At 40.1% G+C, this 18324-nt stretch carries 16 protein-coding genes and 1 riboswitch; of the genes, 10 read left to right on the plus strand and 6 right to left on the minus strand.

From position 1 onward, the window contains the following. Nucleotides 1-144 precede the first annotated feature (144 nt). The 6 genes from HMPREF3129_RS16670 to thiB form a co-directional block, all read right to left on the minus strand. Nucleotides 145-2499, minus strand: coding sequence for a DNA polymerase II (locus HMPREF3129_RS16670; protein ID WP_070487155.1), 2355 nt, complete (start codon nt 2497-2499; stop codon nt 145-147). A gap of 115 nt (nt 2500-2614) precedes the next feature. Beyond that, a complete protein-coding gene (locus tag HMPREF3129_RS16675; RefSeq protein ID WP_004249488.1) occupies nt 2615-3184 on the minus strand; it encodes a PIN domain-containing protein in 570 nt (189 codons plus the stop codon). After that, nucleotides 3184-3636, minus strand: a complete 453-nt coding sequence (locus HMPREF3129_RS16680) for a helix-turn-helix domain-containing protein (protein ID WP_004245528.1) — start codon at nt 3634-3636, stop codon at nt 3184-3186. The genes HMPREF3129_RS16675 and HMPREF3129_RS16680 overlap by 1 nt, the downstream gene beginning before the upstream one ends. Nucleotides 3637-3763: 127 nt before the next feature. Continuing rightward, a complete protein-coding gene (gene thiQ, locus HMPREF3129_RS16685; RefSeq protein ID WP_004245527.1) occupies nt 3764-4465 on the minus strand; it encodes a thiamine ABC transporter ATP-binding protein ThiQ in 702 nt (233 codons plus the stop codon). Further along, nucleotides 4458-6038, minus strand: a complete 1581-nt coding sequence (gene thiP / locus HMPREF3129_RS16690) for a thiamine/thiamine pyrophosphate ABC transporter permease ThiP (protein ID WP_070487156.1) — start codon at nt 6036-6038, stop codon at nt 4458-4460. The genes thiQ and thiP overlap by 8 nt, the downstream gene beginning before the upstream one ends. Further along, a complete protein-coding gene (gene thiB, locus HMPREF3129_RS16695; RefSeq protein WP_004245525.1) occupies nt 6038-7051 on the minus strand; it encodes a thiamine ABC transporter substrate binding subunit in 1014 nt (337 codons plus the stop codon). Before thiB ends, thiP begins: the two co-directional genes overlap by 1 nt. Nucleotides 7052-7115: 64 nt before the next feature. Further along, a riboswitch (TPP riboswitch) is annotated at nt 7116-7207 on the minus strand. A 112-nt stretch (nt 7208-7319) separates the two neighbouring features. Here thiB and rppH point away from each other — a divergent pair. The 10 genes from rppH to recC all read left to right on the plus strand — a co-directional run bounded on the left by rppH (nt 7320) and on the right by recC (nt 18321). Further along, on the plus strand, nt 7320-7850 hold the full coding sequence (rppH, locus tag HMPREF3129_RS16700) for an RNA pyrophosphohydrolase (protein ID WP_004245524.1): 531 nt from the start codon (nt 7320-7322) through the stop codon (nt 7848-7850). An 8-nt stretch (nt 7851-7858) separates the two neighbouring features. Continuing rightward, nucleotides 7859-10105: a phosphoenolpyruvate--protein phosphotransferase gene (gene ptsP, locus HMPREF3129_RS16705; protein WP_004249490.1), complete on the plus strand. Its 2247-nt coding sequence runs from the start codon at nt 7859-7861 to the stop codon at nt 10103-10105. An 86-nt stretch (nt 10106-10191) separates the two neighbouring features. Beyond that, entirely contained in the window at nt 10192-11076 is an 885-nt protein-coding gene (gene lgt, locus HMPREF3129_RS16710) for a prolipoprotein diacylglyceryl transferase (RefSeq protein ID WP_004245522.1), read from the plus strand. A 31-nt stretch (nt 11077-11107) separates the two neighbouring features. Continuing rightward, nucleotides 11108-11959, plus strand: a complete 852-nt coding sequence (locus HMPREF3129_RS16715; protein WP_004245521.1) for a thymidylate synthase — start codon at nt 11108-11110, stop codon at nt 11957-11959. A gap of 177 nt (nt 11960-12136) precedes the next feature. Further along, on the plus strand, nt 12137-12670 hold the full coding sequence (gene abiEi / locus HMPREF3129_RS16720) for a type IV toxin-antitoxin system AbiEi family antitoxin (RefSeq protein ID WP_004245520.1): 534 nt from the start codon (nt 12137-12139) through the stop codon (nt 12668-12670). A 366-nt stretch (nt 12671-13036) separates the two neighbouring features. Then, nucleotides 13037-13516: a prepilin-type N-terminal cleavage/methylation domain-containing protein gene (locus tag HMPREF3129_RS16725; RefSeq protein WP_012368318.1), complete on the plus strand. Its 480-nt coding sequence runs from the start codon at nt 13037-13039 to the stop codon at nt 13514-13516. Beyond that, nucleotides 13510-14148 (plus strand): prepilin peptidase-dependent protein, encoded by a 639-nt coding sequence (locus HMPREF3129_RS16730; protein WP_036918972.1) that lies wholly within the window; start codon nt 13510-13512, stop codon nt 14146-14148. Before HMPREF3129_RS16725 ends, HMPREF3129_RS16730 begins: the two co-directional genes overlap by 7 nt. Continuing rightward, entirely contained in the window at nt 14145-14603 is a 459-nt protein-coding gene (locus HMPREF3129_RS16735) for a DUF2509 family protein (protein WP_004245516.1), read from the plus strand. The genes HMPREF3129_RS16730 and HMPREF3129_RS16735 overlap by 4 nt, the downstream gene beginning before the upstream one ends. A gap of 40 nt (nt 14604-14643) precedes the next feature. Continuing rightward, entirely contained in the window at nt 14644-14928 is a 285-nt protein-coding gene (locus HMPREF3129_RS16740; RefSeq protein ID WP_004250233.1) for a hypothetical protein, read from the plus strand. Between the two features lie 15 nt (nt 14929-14943). Continuing rightward, complete coding sequence (recC, locus tag HMPREF3129_RS16745; RefSeq protein ID WP_070487157.1) at nt 14944-18321, plus strand: exodeoxyribonuclease V subunit gamma; 3378 nt, start codon at nt 14944-14946, stop codon at nt 18319-18321. Nucleotides 18322-18324 lie beyond the last annotated feature (3 nt).

An 18324-nucleotide genomic window follows, 5' to 3' on the forward strand; every position in this document is an offset into this window, starting at 1 on the left:
ATGAATGCAGTATTGCGGTGTTGTCATCCAATCTACGGGATAAAAAATAGTATCTTTCTCAAGATGAGAAAAAAGGTGATTATCACCAAAGGGGCGTTATGTTAATAGATGCAAAGCAAGCCGTCACCTGCAAAATAACACATCTTAAAAAGAGAGCGTCATTTGCCCATTTAACAAGGTAGAAAAATCATCTTGTAGAAATGGCAAAATAGCATCTGCTATCGGCATTAATTGCTTATTAATGTAGTGTTCATAGTCAGGTGTCGAAGTGATATGCTCTAACGGCTCTGGCCCCAAGTGAGTAATTATATAACTAATCCAACCGCCTTGCTGATATTGTTGCGGCCTATTTTGTAACTGATTATAGTCATCCGCTAATCGAGCTGCTTTGACGTGAGGGGGGATATGGTGCTGGTAGTCTGATAATTTTCGTCGCAATCTTTTTCGATAAACCAGTCTATCATCATATTTTCCTAATAGCGTATCAGCAACATAATCACGAATAAACTGTTGATAAGGTTGCTGATTAAAGATGCGTGTATAAAGCTCTTTTTGAAACGCTTGCGCCAGTGGTGTCCAGTCTGTTCTGACCGTTTCCAATCCTTTAAACACCATTTTATCATGACTTAGCCCTGCATAACGCTTTTTACTTCCGGTTTCCATGCCTCGAATAGTGGGCATCAAGAATCGGCGATAATGGGTTTCGTACTCAAGCTCTAATTGGCTATCAAGCTGGTAAGTTTCAGTCAGATAGCTTTTCCACCATTGATTAACATCTTGCGCTAATTGACGGCCGATCTGCTCTGCTTGTACTTCGTTATGAGCGGCTTTAAGCCAAACAAAAGTAGAATCAGTATCACCATAAATCACTTGATAGCCTTTTGACTCAATTAATTCACGGGTCTTTTTCATAATTTCATGACCACGTAAAGTAATTGATGAAGCCAATCGAGGATCAAAAAAACGACAGCCTACCGAGCCTAATACACCATAAAAAGCATTCATAATAATTTTCAATGCTTGAGAGAGCGGGGCGTTGTTATGACGTTTAGCATTATCTCGTTCATGCCAGATTTGTGAAACAATGGTGGGTAAACAGTGTTTTTCTCGTGAAAACCACGCTTGACGAAAACCGGGAACGGCATGTGTGCTATCAGGGTGATGCATACCTTCAATCATTCCCACCGGATCGATTAAAAAGGTGCGAATAATAGAGGGATATAGGCTTTTATAGTCCAGTACCACCACTGAGTCATAGAGACCCGGTGTTGAGTCCATGACAAAACCACCAGGGCTATGCTCTTCGGGTTTTTCACCCTGATTGGGGGCAACATAACCAAGACGATGCATTGAGGGTAAATAGAGGTGAGTAAATGCTGCGACAGAGCCACCACTTCTATCTGCTGCCAGTCCTGTTACACTGGCTCTTTCTAATAAGAATTCCATTAAGTGTGTGGTATCAAAGATACGATTAACCAAGACACAATCTTGCCAGTTATAATACGCTAAGGCGGGCTTATCTTCTTTAAAACGGCGATTGATTTCGTCCATTCTGGCATAAGGTGTATCAATCGCTTTCCCTTCCCCTAGCAGTGTTTGAGCAACTGACTCTAGGCTAAAAGAGGGAAAATTCCATGTCGCCATTTTTAAAGCATCAATACCATCAATAATTAAACGCCCTTGTGCTGAGGCAAAAAAGTGCCCCGCTTTAAAACCATGTTCACGCCACTCTAATGGGGTATTTTGTCGTCCTAATAATAAATTGATCCCGTAACGCTGAGCATGGGTATACAAGATACGCAAATCAAATTGAATAAGATTCCAACCAATAATCGCATCAGGATCGTACTCTTGTATCCAAGCATTTAGTTTTTCAAGGAGTTGTAATCGACTACTTACATAGCACAGACGATAGCCTTCAGGTTGTTGGCTTTCTTGAACTTCTGGGAGGGTGTCACTAAGCATAAAAACAACGTTATCACCGCAACCGGCTAATCCAATAGAATAAAGCTCACCAAACTCACTGGTTTCAATATCTAAAGAGACGGTACGTAATGTAGGACGATAATCACTGGCAGGTTTTAGCGTGACAGTATGACTATTTTGATAACGAAACCATACAGGCGCGGTGATAAAACGCTCCATCATATAGCGTTCATGTGGGCGGATATCGGCTTCATATAGGCGAATATTATACTGTTTTAATTGCTGTTCAAGCTGGGTAAGTTGGCGGTATTGTTTACAATAAACCCCCAAAACAGGTTGTCTTTCAAAGTCTTTTAACGCCAGAGGACGAATATCAATATCGCGATTATGACCAACCACTGAGCGTAATATACTTTCATTTTGTTGAGCAACAAAACCAATAGCATACTGCTTTGCAACCGTGACTTTACGCGGTCCATTTTCTGTCGCCAACCAATAGGAGACAGCGATACCTTGTGGGGTGTCACTCCAATGGCGGGTAAAAATAAAGCCTTGCTCTGTGTGAATTGTCATAATTTCCTAATAAGCGAGATATTGAAGCTTGAAAAAGAGATCGTTAACTATTAATTATAATATTAATCATAGCCTTGTTATGATAGGAAATGGGATATTACACGGGTTGATGTACTTATAATAATATCTGGAATGCCCGTAAATGGGAAATAAACTGGGGTAATTTCTGCTTTTGTAAACAGCCTAAAAAGGTCTCTACGGTCATTGGTGGATTCTTTAGGCTTTGTCTATGTTGTTGCGCCGCTTTAATACAGCTACTAGGATTTAATTCAAACATGTCACTCAAAAATTCATCAGGATGGATAGCTGAAATATCAAAAGAATTAAGGTATTTTTGCGGAAAATCTTTTAAGTTAAATGTAATTATAGCTTGAGCCTGTCCTTTTATTGCTGCTGCTAGCACATGACGATCATTAGGATCAGGTAGCTTTAAACCACAAATAAGCGGTTCGTAGCCTTCTACTAAACAATCAGGAACATGTGCATTCATTAAATCTCTGGTTCGTATTAGTCGCTCAGCTGTTAATGTTGGATTGTTGACTAATAAATTAGTGATCCATTCATCATGGATCTGATTACTCCAACGTGCTCTAAATAAACCAGTATTAGCAAGATACATTAAATAACTTCTAAGAGGGGCTGGATACATGACACAGGCATCAAGCAAAACAGTATAGTTTGTCATTAATACCCCATATCCATTTCTTGATCTAATTGCGATAATTCAGCAAGGGCATCAAGTCGTTTTTGCTCCAATTCATTTTTATAAGCAACAATATCAGCATAAGCAACTTTCCTACGATTTCCTTTTCTAGAGTAGGGTATCGCTCGTGTATCTAATAATTTTACAAATGTAGGACGGGACATATTGAGTATATCAGCCGCTTCCTGTGTCGTTAGCTCAGCATGGATTGGTGTGATACTAACAGTATTCCCTTGCCCTAGTTGAGTAAGAATTTCAATCATTAGGCGTAATGCACTATTTGGTATTTGTACAATATGATTATTACCCGTCTTATCTATAATGGATAGCTTCTGCGTTTTGCCATTAATATCCATAACAGCGGATAGCTCTTGGCTACTTAATTTTGCTAATGCAATATCTTCAGCACTAAGTCTCTCACTTATCGTATTCATTAGTATTTCCCCCTTTTTAATAACTAGATTATCTGAAATATTCGAAAAATAGTCAAGTATTCGAAATATTCGAAAGAGGCTTGTAGGGGGGAATAAGCTTCTTTCGATATCGCTATATTTCAATAGATTAATTAAAAGGTATCCCTAAAAGCAGTGATTGATCCACTTCGCCTTTGATTAATGACGCTGTATTTCCATCATAGACAATGGTGCCATTATCAATAACAAGCGCTCTTGGTGCGATTTTATGAGCATCTTCTAAGCTGTGAGACACCATGAGCAAAGTGAGATTTTTTTCATCACAAATTTGTTCTAATAATGTCAGCATTTCGATACGTAATGCGGGATCAAGGGCGGAAAAAGGTTCGTCTAACAATAAAATAGGCTGTTCACGTACCAGACAACGGGCAATTGCCACTCGTTGACGTTGACCTCCTGATAGCTGTGAAGGTAAACGCTCTAGATAATCACTTAAAGAAACCTGTTTGGCTCGACTTTCTAATAGTGCTTTCTGTGCCACAGTGAGCTTTAGCCCTGGATCTAGCCCTAAACCAATATTTTGTCTTACCGTGAGATGAGGAAAAAGATTGTTATCTTGAAATAACATCGAGATAGGGCGTTGGGCAGGGGCTGTTTTGGTATGATCTTTCCCTTTTAAAAATAATGAGCCTGACTCTGAGGGCAGAAAACCCGCTATTAAGCTGAGTAATGAGCTTTTACCTGCACCACTGGGACCTAAAATAGCAATACGCTCCCCCGCTTTTACCGTTAAATTAAAGGTCAGATGTTGGTGCTCATAGGTATAAGAAAGCTGCTCTAACTTAATCATGGGATTTTCCTGAAACGCGTTCGATAAGGCTAAAAAGCGTGAAACATAACAGCAAAAGGAGCATCGCGGTGACAGCGCCATCTTGTGTGTGATAAGCACCGATTTGCTGATAGAGGTAAAAAGGTAATGTTCTAAAAGTTTCATTTCCAAATAAGGCAACAATACCAAAATCACCAATGGAAATGACACAAGCAAAAGCCAGTGCTTGTGATAGTGGCTTTTTCAAAGCGCGTAGCTCTATCCAACGTAGACGATTAATACCTCGCAAATTAAGGGAAGCACATAATAGATTATAGCGGGCTGCAATATCATTCATTGGGTTTTCAAGTACTTTTAAAGCATATGGAATAGCCATAAGCGCATTAGTGAGGATCACTAAAAGATAGGGGGATTCAGGTAATCCGGTTGTGCTGTTTAATAATAGAAAAAAGCCCGTCGCTAATACAATGCCCGGCATAGCCAGAATAATGAGTCCACTCATTTCCAGCGCTTGTCCGGCCTTTTTAAAATGGCGTAAGCGTAATTCTCGACTACTCCAGAGCAACATCATCGTTAAAATAACACAAAGTCCCCCAGCGCCAAGTGCAATAATTAATGATGTTGTAAAGGCTTGCCAAAGTACCGGCTGTTGTAGAACACCTAATAATTGACTGTTTAAGCCATCACTTATCACCGCTAATAACGGAGGAAGTAAAAAGAGCATAGCAAGTACGATAATTAAACTATCCGTTATTTTATTGATTAATGAGTCGCTAGGATCACGCCAGCTTAGTTTTTGATGACTACCGACAAAGAGTGTTCCCTTTAATTTTTGGCTAACAAGTACTAATCCTAAGCAGCAAAATAGCTGAATTAATGCTAATAGCGCTGTACGATGTAAATCGTAGTCATAACTTAATGCTTGATAAATTGCCAATTCAACAGTTGTTGCCGCAGGCCCACCTCCCAGCGCTAATACAGTCGCGAAACTTGCAAAGCAGAGCATAAAAATCAGTGATGCAGTAGGCAGGATTTGTCGCCATAAATAGGGCCACTCGAGAAAACGAAAACGTTGCCAGCCATTCATTCCCAATTGTGATGCTAATTGGCGTTGCTCGGTAGAAATACTTTCCAAGGCTTGTAACAACATTCTGGTAGCCAGTGGCATATTGAAAAAAATATGTGCGAGTAAAATGCCTTGTAAACCATAAGGCGTAAAATGGTAATCAATCCCTAACCATTGGTATATTTGAGCCAGCCACCCCATGCGACCATACACAGTTAAAATGCCAAATAGCGCCACTAACACCGGTAGAACTAAACTCATTGCACATAAGCGTAAAAAGAGCGTTCTGCCAACAAATTGGCGTCGATAGAGCGCTTTTGCTAACCAAATTGCCGGTAAAATGGAAAATAGCGCGGATAAAAATGCTTGCCAAAAAGTAAAGCGCACCACATGCCATAGGTAACTATCAGCAAAAATAGTCGATAAATCACCACTTGGCGCGTTAAACCATAAAGCACCGAAGGAGAGAAGGGCGACGGTAAGTAATAATCCCGAGGCACATAGCCCCGGGATAAGCCATTTACCCATTAGCGGCTAACCGCAGATTGCCAATTACGTGTCCATGTTTGGCGCTCTTTGGCTACCACATCAGCATCAAATTGTAATGACTTTTGCGGTTTAGGCATAACGGAGTAGACCTCAGGTAGTGGCATATCAATAACAGGATACATCCAATTAGTGGTTGGGATGGTTTCTTGGAAAGCGGGGGTTAGCATAAATTGCATAAATTGCTGAGCTAATTCTGGCTGTTTGCTGGATTTTAGCTTGGCTGCAACTTCTACCTGTAAATAGTGTCCTTCATCAAAAATAGCAGCCGCATAATTGTCTTTTTTATCAGCCAAAATATGGTAGCCCGGAGATGAGGTGTAACTAAGCACAAAATCCCCTTCTCCTTTCAAGAATAAGCCATAGGACTCACTCCAGCCTTTGGTTACTGTCAGTGTTTTATTCGCCAATTTTTGCCACTGCTCAGCGGTATTGTTTGGATACAGTGATTGCATCCATAACATTAAGCCTAAGCCGGGGGTACTGGTACGTGGATCTTGATAAAGGATTTTCCACGGCTGTTGGCTATTTAACAACTCATCCATGCTTTTAGGGGGATGAGTAATACGATTTTTATCGTAAATAAAAGCGAAATAACCGTAGTCATAAGGCACAAAAGTGTCATCAGTCCATTTTTCAGGTAATGCCAGTTTTGATGTATCAATATTGCTTGGTGCAAAAAGTCCGGTCTGTTTTGCCGCATGAATAAGATTGTTATCTAGCCCTAAAATAATGTCAGCCTTACTTTTACTCCCTTCCATACGTAAACGATTAAGGAGAGAAACCCCATCAGAAAGGGCAACCAGTTTTAGCTCACAATCACATTGCTGTTCAAATGCTTTTTTAATTGCCGGACCAGGCCCCCAATCCGCGGTAAAAGAGTCATAGGTATAGACGGTAAGTGTGGGTTTGGTTTGTTGTGCATTTGTGGCAAAAGCACTGAACAAACCTAGTGCACTGAATAAAAGAGTTGAACGAAGAGAATTTATTAACACGCTATTTTCCTCAGTAAAAAGTCAAGTAGGATCTGAGGAGTGAGGAGGCAAATGAGTTATTATTGCGCCATCCTGACTCAAATCCCTACGCCAGTATTAGCTGGATCAGGTTCCACGAGTTTTTCTCAGCTTAAAAAAGCACCCCGTTGAGACATTCCCATTGTAGATAAATACTCACGTTGTGCAAAGTCTGTTGATAGTGGTTTACCGTTTGTGGGTAGTATGAAACAATGAGTTATCTTTCAAGTTTGGTTATTGAGGTAGTCTGGTGATCGATGATGATGGCTACCGCCCGAATGTGGGGATTGTAATTTGTAATCGGCAAGGGCAAGTGCTTTGGGCCCGTCGCTATGGACAACATTCATGGCAATTTCCTCAAGGGGGAATTAATCCTGGAGAATCACCAGAACAAGCCATGTATCGTGAGTTGTTCGAAGAAGTTGGATTAAGTCGTAAGGATGTTAAAATTCTTGCCTCCACGCGTAACTGGTTACGTTACAAGTTACCTAAGCGTTTGGTGCGTTGGGACACAAAACCTGTTTGTATTGGACAAAAACAGCGTTGGTTCCTTTTGCAGTTAACAAGTAACGACAAGGACATTAATGTTCAGCAGAGCAAAACGCCAGAGTTTGATGGTTGGCGTTGGGTTAGCTATTGGTATCCTGTTCGTCAAGTCGTCTCTTTTAAGCGAGATGTATATCGTCGCGTGATGAAAGAGTTCGCACCAGTAGTTATGCCATTACAAGAACAAGTGTCTATGTCTCGTCCTTCCTATGGATATCGCCGTAAAAGGTATTAGATAACACTATGCTGACACGTTTGCGGGAAATTGTAGAAAAAGTGGCTATGGCAGCGAGTCTGCCAGAAGCACTTGAACTATTAGTGAAAGAAACGTGTCAAGCTATGCACACGGATGTGTGTTCTATTTATCTTGCCGATATTCCCCATCGCTGTTTCTATTTAATGGCCACAAAAGGATTGAAAAAGCCGAAAGGGCGTGCCGTCAGCCTCTCATTTGATGAGGGGGTGGTGGGTGAAGTAGGACGTCTTTCTGAGCTGATTAATCTGGCTGATATTCGTGAACATCCTAATTTTACCTATCTGCCACAAGTAAAAGAGGATGATCTGCGCGCTTTTCTCGGCGTGCCCATTGTCTATCGTCGTCAGTTACTTGGGGTGCTGGTGGTTCAGCAAAAAGAGCGACGCTTATTTAATGAAAGCGAAGAGTCTTTTATGGTGACACTAGCCACCCAATTAGGGGCGATATTGTCGCAAGTGCAAACGAAAGGATTATTTGGACAATATCGTCAAAGCCGTATTAAAGCCCTATCCGTTTCTACGGGGGTAGTGATGGCATATGGTTGGCAAGAGATGTCTCAGCCAACCTTAGATCATGTTTTTAAAGCAAGTGCACTGGATATAAAAAGTGAATTAAACCGATTAACGGTCGCCTTAGAAGATGCGACATCGGAGTGTCGCCGTTTTAGTAAGCGCTTTATGGCAAATTCACAAAAAGAGAGTGCGGCTATTTTCGATCTCTATTCGCATTTACTTAACGATCCCCAATTAAGACAAAAAATGACTGGGGTTATACAACAAGGCTATGTTGCTGAGTGGGCAGTAAAAGTGGTGATAGAGAAGTTTTCTGCACAGTTCTCAAGTCTTAAAGATAGTTATATGCGAGAACGAGCTTCAGATTTAAAAGCATTAGGTCAGCGCTTACTATTTCATTTAGATGATGATCTCAGCACGACAAATACATGGCCAGATCGCTTTATTCTTGTGGCGGATGAGCTTAGTGCCAATCTATTGGCTGAGTTGCCAGAACAACAACTGGCGGGGGTGATAGTTCGTGATGGTGCGACTCATTCACACTCAGCGATTTTAGTTCGAGCAATGGGGATCCCTGCCATTATGGGGGCAGATATTCAACCGGAGCTACTTCACAACCGAATGCTGATTCTTGATGGTTATCGTGGTGAGATTTTTATTGAACCAGAACCCTTTATCATGCAGGAATATCGGCAAATTATTGATGAAGAAAGAGTATTGAGTCAACTTGCTGAAGAGCAGCTTGAACAGCAAGCGGTATTAAAAAATGGTGAATCCATCAGTGTGCAATTAAATGCAGGGCTAAGCATTAAATATGAACAACGTATTAGCGTTGGTATAGATGGTGTCGGTCTTTATCGCACAGAAATCCCTTTTATGTTACAAAGCGGTTTTCCTTCCGAAGATGAACAAAAAAACCGTTATCGTGAAATCTTATCATTTTTTCCCAATAAACCCGTCGTACTACGTGCTTTAGATATAGGTGCAGATAAACAGCTTCCTTATATGCCGATAAATGAGGAGAACCCTTGTTTAGGGTGGCGGGGGATCAGAATATTACTTGATCAGCCAGAAATATTTCTGATCCAACTACGAGCGATGTTAAAAGCTAATCTTGAATTTAAAAATTTGAAAATATTGTTGCCGATGGTGACAAGTATTGATGAAATTGAAGAAGCGAAAGCATTGTTACTAAGAGCATGTGCTGAAGTTAGCCGAGAAATGAAATGCGAATGCATTCTACCACCTGTGGGGATCATGCTTGAAGTCCCCTCATTGGTCTTTATGTTACCGCAATTAGCACATCGAGTAGATTTTATCTCGATTGGTACCAATGATTTAACGCAATATTTACTTGCAGTCGATCGTAATAATACCCATGTAGCACTGCTCTATGATAATTTGCATCCTGCATTACTGCGTTCGCTTAATATTATTGCTTTAGAATGCCAACGTTATCAGTTACCAGTCAGTGTTTGTGGTGAAATGGCGGGTACGCCGATGGGGGCATTGCTACTAATAGGGCTAGGTTTTCGTCAGTTAAGCATGAGTGGCCGTAGTTTACCTAGGGTAAAATACTTATTGCGCCATCTAGATCCTGCTATCTTACAGCCTTTTATGCAACAGGTGTTGAAAGCTGAAACGGCAATAGAGATAAAAAAATTGTCTGCTGATTTTATGGAAAGACAAGGATTAGGTGGATTAATTCGCGGAGGTATCTGATAGGCCTTCGTATAAACTTTTTGTCTAAGGGGTTATCCACATCGACCCATAGATAGAAAATCATTAATAAAGTGAAGTAGGGAAGAATGAGTATAAACTACCTTAAATTTCCAGAAATCGATCCAGTTATGTTTTCTATCGGGCCAGTATCTTTGCACTGGTACGGCATGATGTATTTGATTGGATTTGTGTTTGCATTATGGCTAGCAAACCGCAGAGCGGCAAAACCTAACAGTGGTTGGCAAAAAAGTGAAGTCGAAACATTACTTTATGTAGGGTTTGTGGGCGTGTTTATTGGTGGGCGTCTAGGATATGTTTTATTCTATAACTTACCGGTATTTTTAGATAATCCACTTTACCTATTTAAAGTCTGGGATGGCGGAATGTCCTTCCACGGTGGCTTAATTGGGGTGATCTGCGCCATGATTTGGTTTGCTCGTCGCACTAAACGTCACTTTTTTCAAGTCGCAGACTTTGTTGCTCCATTAATTCCATTTGGTTTAGGTTTAGGACGTATTGGTAACTTTATTAATGGAGAGCTTTGGGGGAGAGTCACCTTAGATACCCCGTGGGCGATTTTATTCCCAGGCTCCCGTGCAGAAGATCTACAGCTTGTCGCGCAAGATCCCACTACACTATTACCTATCATTCAGCAATACGGCGTATTGCCTCGCCACCCATCGCAACTCTATGAAATGTTCCTAGAAGGCGTGGTATTATTTATTATTCTGAATATCTTTGTGCGCAAAAATCGTCCTATGGGCAGTGTATCGGGGTTATTCTTAATTGGTTATGGTGCTTTCCGTATTATTGTTGAATTCTTCCGCCAACCTGATGCGCAATTAGGTTTATTTAGCGGTATCAGCATGGGGCAAATTCTTTCCATTCCAATGATAATATTAGGCATTATCTTTATGGTGTGGGCGTATCGTCGCGATAAAGCCACTCCACAGACGCCAACAACACACTAACTATTATTAGCTAACAAAAAAGAGAGACTACATGAAGCAGTATCTGGCATTGTGTCAACGCATTATCGATGAAGGTGAATGGATTGATAATAAACGGACAGGAACCCGTTGTTTAACGGTGATAAATGCCGATCTGGAATATGATGTTGCCAATAACCAATTTCCACTCATAACAACGCGTAAAAGTTTTTACAAAGCCGCGATTGCGGAACTATTAGGGTACTTACGTGGTTATGATAATGCAGCACAATTTCGTGCTATTGGCTGTAATACGTGGAACGCGAATGCTAATGAAAATAGCGCATGGTTAAATAATCCGCATCGTAAGGGTGAAGATGATATGGGCCGAGTCTATGGTGTTCAAGGACGCCAATGGCAACGCCCTGATGGCTCGCACTTTGATCAATTACGTAAAGTGGTAGATAACTTAACTAACGGTATTGACGATCGTGGTGAGATAGTCACTTTTTATAATCCCGGAGAAACAGCGTTAGGGTGTTTACGTCCATGCATGCATACACATACTTTTTCATTGCTCGGTGACAGGCTTTATTTAACCTCATATCAACGTAGCTGTGATGTCCCATTAGGGTTGAATTTTAATCAAATTCAATGCTTTGTATTATTAGCGCTGGTGGCTCAAATCACAGGGCATAAACCAGGTAAAGCATTCCATAAGATAGTTAATGCTCACATTTATGAGAACCAATTACCTCTGATGCGTGATGTTCAACTAAAAAGAGAGCCATTGCCATTACCTAAGCTACATATTAATCCAAACATTAAGACATTAGATGATATAGAAACTTGGGTCACGACAGATGACTTTAGTGTTGAAGGTTATCAGTGTCACGAGGCGATAAAATACCCGTTCACGGTATAGTTTAACTCACTGATTTGGTTTAACACTTAACAACCCCCAATAGTTGAATTCAATTATTGGGGGTTTTTGATATACAAAACACCCCCTTTATTGGGGTTTATTTGTATATCAAGGTAATGTACTATACTCAAATATACAAAATAACCCCTCGTTGGGGGTGATTTAGTAGAGGTTGATATGGAGTTAATAAGAGCAATTAATGTTTTTAACAAATTCAGTAAGCAAGGTAGAAATATCTTCCTCACCAAAGATTTAAAAATGCTTTTTCCTGATGAGTCTCCGAAAACATTACAAAAATCAGTTGACCGGCTGATCGCGCATGATGTGCTACGCCGAGCATCAAAAGGTGTATATATCTATACTCAAGGTTCATTGGGGCCTTACCCTTTAGAACGTCTGGCCGAAAATATTCGACGAGGCCACTACAACTACATTAGTTTGGAATCCGCTCTATCTCAGTACGGTGTAATTTCACAGATCCCCATCGACAGACTTACGATTATGTCCACAGGCCGGTCTGGAGAGTTTGTAACGCCTTGGGGCGTTATTGAGGTTACCCATACTGCCAAGAAGCCTCTTGAAATACTCAATACTACGGTGGAAGGAAGGGGGCCATTAAGAATTGCAACAAAGGAGACTGCCATTAAGGATCTAATGAAGGTTGGCAGAAATACACACCTCATCCAACGTGAGGAATTAAACTATGTCTGATTTTGTCAATTTTAATGAGCTGGTTGACAGCATTGTCATCGAAAAGGATTACGGCGCGAACAGGAATGCTAGCCACTATCCAAAAAGATATTTATGGAAGTAAAGATCCGAAGCCAGTAAAAAAATTTGAAATGTAGCACTCCAGCTAAGCCTGAACCTTTGAAGTGACCCCCAATAGTTGAATTTAATTATTGGGGGTTTTTGATATCAAAAAATAGTCATTTTATTGTTATTAACTTAAAAAAATATCGTATTGCGTAACCTCTCTTAAATTTGATGAGCTTTTATTTACCTATCTGGTTTTTGCCTGCATTGTTATTGAGATAAAACAGTAACAATGACAAGGAAAACAAGTAGGAGGCATGGATGACAGGCAATCATTATTCCCACTCTAAACATTTAGGGAGTAGCTTATTCGAGGTGCTTATTGTTATGGCTATAGTAGCAATATTGAGCGCTTTATCCTTGAGCTCATATCATCAGTTGTTACGCCAACGCCAGTTAGTTCAAAGTGTAAGAGAAGTGATGGCGTTTTTAGCTTATCAACAACAACGCTCACTGCTCTTTAATTGCAAAGTGCAAATTGTATTGTGGCTATCACCTATTAATAAATTAGAGGCAAAATCGTTAACAACACCCACAACCAAAGAAAGTATTCAATTAGGGTTAAACAATCAGCTTATTCGCTCTACAGCAACACGCTTTACATTTTGTGGCTTACGCCAAACATTACGACCGATGCATTTTGTGCTGTCAAATGGTGATGAAGAGGTCAAAATTATTATCTCTTCATTAGGGCGTATTCGAGCGTGCAGTCAGACAATAAAGGCATTTTCAGTATGCTAAAGCGTCCTTTGTCTATTCAACATCATGATTTTGCGGGTTTTATGTTGATGGAGTGCCTCTTTGTGATGACGATAAGTAGTATTTTATTAGTTTGTATTGGACGTGCTTATCCTTATATTATCAATGAGTTAACTTCTTCTTATCAACAATATCGTTTAGAGATTTATCTAAAACAGCGTTTGCAGTTACTGGAGACGCAATTAAGGCGAGCAGGGTACTGCAATGGTGATTGCACTGTTAAAAAAGCTTCTTTACCTGCATCACTTAAAATAGGTCATTATCCTTATCACCCTCATGGCTCTTGTGTTTTGTTTGTTTACGATATGAACAATAACGGCCGTTGGGAGAGTCCAGAAGAACAAGAGAGTGATTACTTTGGTTTTAGATTAAAAAACGGTCAGCTTGAACAACGTCGTGGTGTGCAAAATTGTGATTCAACAGGTTGGCAACAGATCTTCGAAAAAGAAGAAATTGAGGTGACAGAATTTATCTTAACTCCCTATACACACTATTCTCCAATAAAAAAACGTGCATTTAACTATCTATCATTATCATTAAAATTCCAAGCAAAACAAAATATTAACCTAAAAGTACACTATCAAACATCAATACTATTAAGGAATATTTCGTGATAACGACACAGGGAACAATAAAGGAGCAACAGGGTGTCATCGGTCTGATGGCTGCAGTAGGTTTTATGGTGATAAGTTTATCGTTACTGACAAGTTTTGCTTATCATTATCGTCAATGTCAATTAATGGTGATGCAAGAGTTACAAGCAAAGCAGACCTTTTTATTCGCTGGATCTGCGTTGTCATGGGGAATGACCTTAACATGGGATTTATCGCCTTCTCGTCTTTACCAATGGCAATGTCGTACTTTTACTGCTGAGCCTAATATGAAAAGCTGTTTCTCTTTGAGAGGAAAGACAAGCGCTTTACTACTCGGAGAGGCTAAAAGTCATAGCGGAGATAAGATATCTCATTATCAATGGATTAATCTGGTGGGTAAGGAAAAACTGCATATTGAAGCCCAACCGAATGGTTGGCTAGACTACTGTCCACTAGTTAAAGAAGGCTGTATTTGATAATAAATACTTAATTAATCATGAAAGAAAAGAAGATAGTATGCTAATTAATATGGTGTCAGTATTGCTATTCTTTAATATTAGCTTTGTCGCTATTATAGGGTATAGCCAAGCCTTAAAAGTTGATTTTCAGCGCTTAGTGGCTATCCAACAAGCCGGAGCGTCTCTTTTTGCTTTTTATGGGCAAATGTCATTCAACTCTGTTGATAACCTTAAAATAATGACACAATCACTTATTGAAGCGAAAGGCTGTCAAAAAATAGAGGGATCGATAACCCACCATTCAGGTTATGTGACACGCTTATACCATTGGTCATGTGATTAATAAAATGAGGATCTGATGTTCCATATTTACCATTCAAATCAATTATCACTACTTAAATCACTGATGGTACATTTTATGCAAAATCGGCCACTATCATCGCCTTTTGAGCAAGAAGTGATTTTAGTGCAAAGTCCCGGAATGTCGCAGTGGTTACAAATCCAATTAGCAGAAAGTTTGGGTATTGCTGCTAATATCCGTTATCCATTACCCGCTACTTTTATTTGGGAAATGTTTACTCGGGTATTATCAGGTATACCTAAAGAAAGTGCGTTTTCTAAAGATGCCATGACATGGAAACTAATGGCATTATTGCCTAATTACCTTGATGATCCGGCATTTAAACCCTTGCTACATTATCTTAAAGATGATGAAGACAAACGTAAATTACATCAACTAGCGGGGCGTGTGGCGGATCTCTTTGACCAATATCTGGTTTATCGTCCCGATTGGTTGTCGGCATGGGAAAATGATCAACTAATTGATGGCTTGAGTGACAATCAATATTGGCAAAAAACACTGTGGTTGGCACTGCAACGCTATACAGAAGATCTTGCGCAACCTAAATGGCATCGTGCTAATCTTTATCAACAATTTATTTCTACTTTGAATGATGCGCCTATGGGGGCGCTTGCGCACTGTTTTCCATCGCGTATTTTTATTTGTGGTATTTCAGCATTGCCACAAGTCTATTTGCAAGCACTGCAAGCAATCGGTAGACATACCGAAATCTATTTATTGTTTACTAATCCTTGCCGCTATTACTGGGGAGATATTCAAGATCCAAAATTCCTCGCTCGTCTAAATAGTAGAAAGCCTCGACATTATCAGCAACTTCATGAACTACCTTGGTTTAAAGATGAACAAAATGCATCGACACTATTTAATGAAGAAGGGGAGCAAAATGTCGGCAATCCACTATTAGCGTCTTGGGGAAAGTTAGGTAAAGATAATCTCTATTTTCTTTCTGAGCTTGAATATAGCGATGTGTTAGATGCTTTTGTTGATATACCAAGAGATAATTTACTGCATCAACTTCAGGCCGATATACTCGATTTAGAGGATTTTTCACAAATAGGTCAGACGCTTGAGGATTACCAAAGTAGTGAAAAAAAGCGGATCATTGCCAATGATGATCGTTCTTTGACCTTTCATGCTAGCCATAGCCCACAACGGGAAGTCGAGGTATTACAAGACCAATTACTGCATCTCCTCGAGCAAGATGCTGATTTATTACCGCGAGATATTATTGTTATGGTGGCGGATATTGATAGCTATACGCCCTATATTCAAGCCGTATTTGGTAATGCGCCCGCAGAGCGTTATATTCCTTTTGCCATTTCAGACCGAAAAGCTCGCCAAGTACATCCTGTCTTACAAGCTTTTATCACTTTATTAGAATTACCTCAAAGCCGTTTTACCGCAGAGCAAGTGCTTGCATTACTTGAAGTACCCGCCTTAGCTGCACATTTTGCCATTTTTGAAAATGAGTTGAAGCTGCTACGGCGCTGGGTTGAAGAGTCAGGTATACGTTGGGGATTAGATGATGAAAATGTGGCCTCCTTTTTATTACCTGTGACAGGAAAAAATACGTGGGAGTTTGGGTTATTAAGGATGCTTCTTGGTTATGCGATGGACAGTGAGGCTGGGCCGTGGCAAGGGGTACTGCCTTACGATGAATCAAGTGGCCTAGTCGCTGAGTTAGCAGGGCATCTAGCAGATTTTTTATATACCTTAAGTGAATGGCGAACACGATTAAGCGAAACTCGCAACTTAGAAGAGTGGCTTGATATCGGTCAACAGCTTGTTGATGCCTTTTTTGACACAGATGAAGAGACAGAGCTGGTATTGGCGCTTATCACGCAACAGTGGCAAAAGGTGATAAAAAATGGTCTAGAGGCGCACTATCAACATGAAATTCCATTAGTGTTGATCCGCGATGAACTTACAGTGCGTTTTGATGATGAGAAAATTAGCCAACGCTTTTTAGCCGGAAGCCTTAATTTTTGCACCTTAATGCCAATGCGTTCAATTCCATTTAAAGCAGTCTGTTTATTGGGAATGAATGATGGGGTCTACCCACGTAATATTCAGCCATTAGGATTTGATTTAATGGCAGAAAAACGTCGTCGAGGTGATAGAAAACGTCGTGATGATGATCGCTACCTGTTTTTAGAAGCATTAAGCTCAGCAGAAAAATACCTTTATATCAGTTATATTGGTAAATCTATTCGTGACGATCGTGAATGTAATCCTTCGGTATTGATTAAAGAGTTACAAGATTATATTGGGCAAAATTTCCGTTTAAGGGAAGATGCATCATTAAATGTTGATGACAGTGCGCAGCGTATCATCAGCCATTTATTAACCCAACATAGTCGAGTGCCTTTTGCGCCAGAAAACTTTAAAACGGATGCCCTATATCGCTCTTATGCCGCTGAATGGTTACCGGCAGCAAGTGGGAAAGGGACTGTTCACCAAGCATTTTCAACACCATTAAATAAAAAAATTGAGAAAGTCTCTTTAGATGAACTATCACGCTTTTATCGCCATCCCGTACGCGCTTTTTTCCAGCAAAGTCTAAAAACGAATTTTGTTATTGAAGAGACCGAGCTACCGGAAGAAGAGCCTTTTGTCATTAATGCATTACAACGTTATCTATTAAACCAATGGTTATTAAAAGCCTTAATCGAAGGGACATCAACAGAAGCACTTTATGAACGCATTAAAGCTGCTGGAAAATTACCAGCTAGTGCGTTTGGTCAAATTTATTGGGAGCAACAAATAGAAACGTTGCAACCTTTAGCCGAAAAAGTCAGAAGTGAACGTTTAGCAACCCATTCTGTCACAATAGAATACCAATTTAATACGATCCCATTAATTGGTCGTTTAAATGAAGTACAAGCCGATGGGTTACTCCGTTGGCGACCCGCCACATTAACAGCTAATGATCTACTGCAATTATGGATAGAACATCTCGTGTACTGCTTAAGTGGTGGAACTGGCGAAAGCCGTTTTTATGGTAGAAAAGAGTCGCAATGGTGTCTATCACCGGTGTCTGCGGATATTGCGTATTCAACCCTTGAAAGATTGATCCAAGATTATCAAACAGGGATGAATACACCTTTAGCCTTATTCGCCAACAGTGGTTGGGCTTGGTTACAAGCTTGCTTCGATAAAAAAACACAGACGTTTTTATTTGATGATGAAGAGATACAAAACAAGGCAGAATTGGTATTAACGCAATATTTAACCGATAGCTATAACCGAGAAGGTGAAATGAATGATATCTATATTCAACGTGTATTTCATCAGCTTGATGCACCTTTTCTTGAGGCAGTAAAACAGACCACGTTAGCCATATTTAAGCCAATCATTCCATTTATAAAAAAATAAGGG

Source organism: Proteus sp. HMSC14B05, from assembly GCF_001808035.1.
Lineage (GTDB): Bacteria > Pseudomonadota > Gammaproteobacteria > Enterobacterales > Enterobacteriaceae > Proteus > Proteus mirabilis.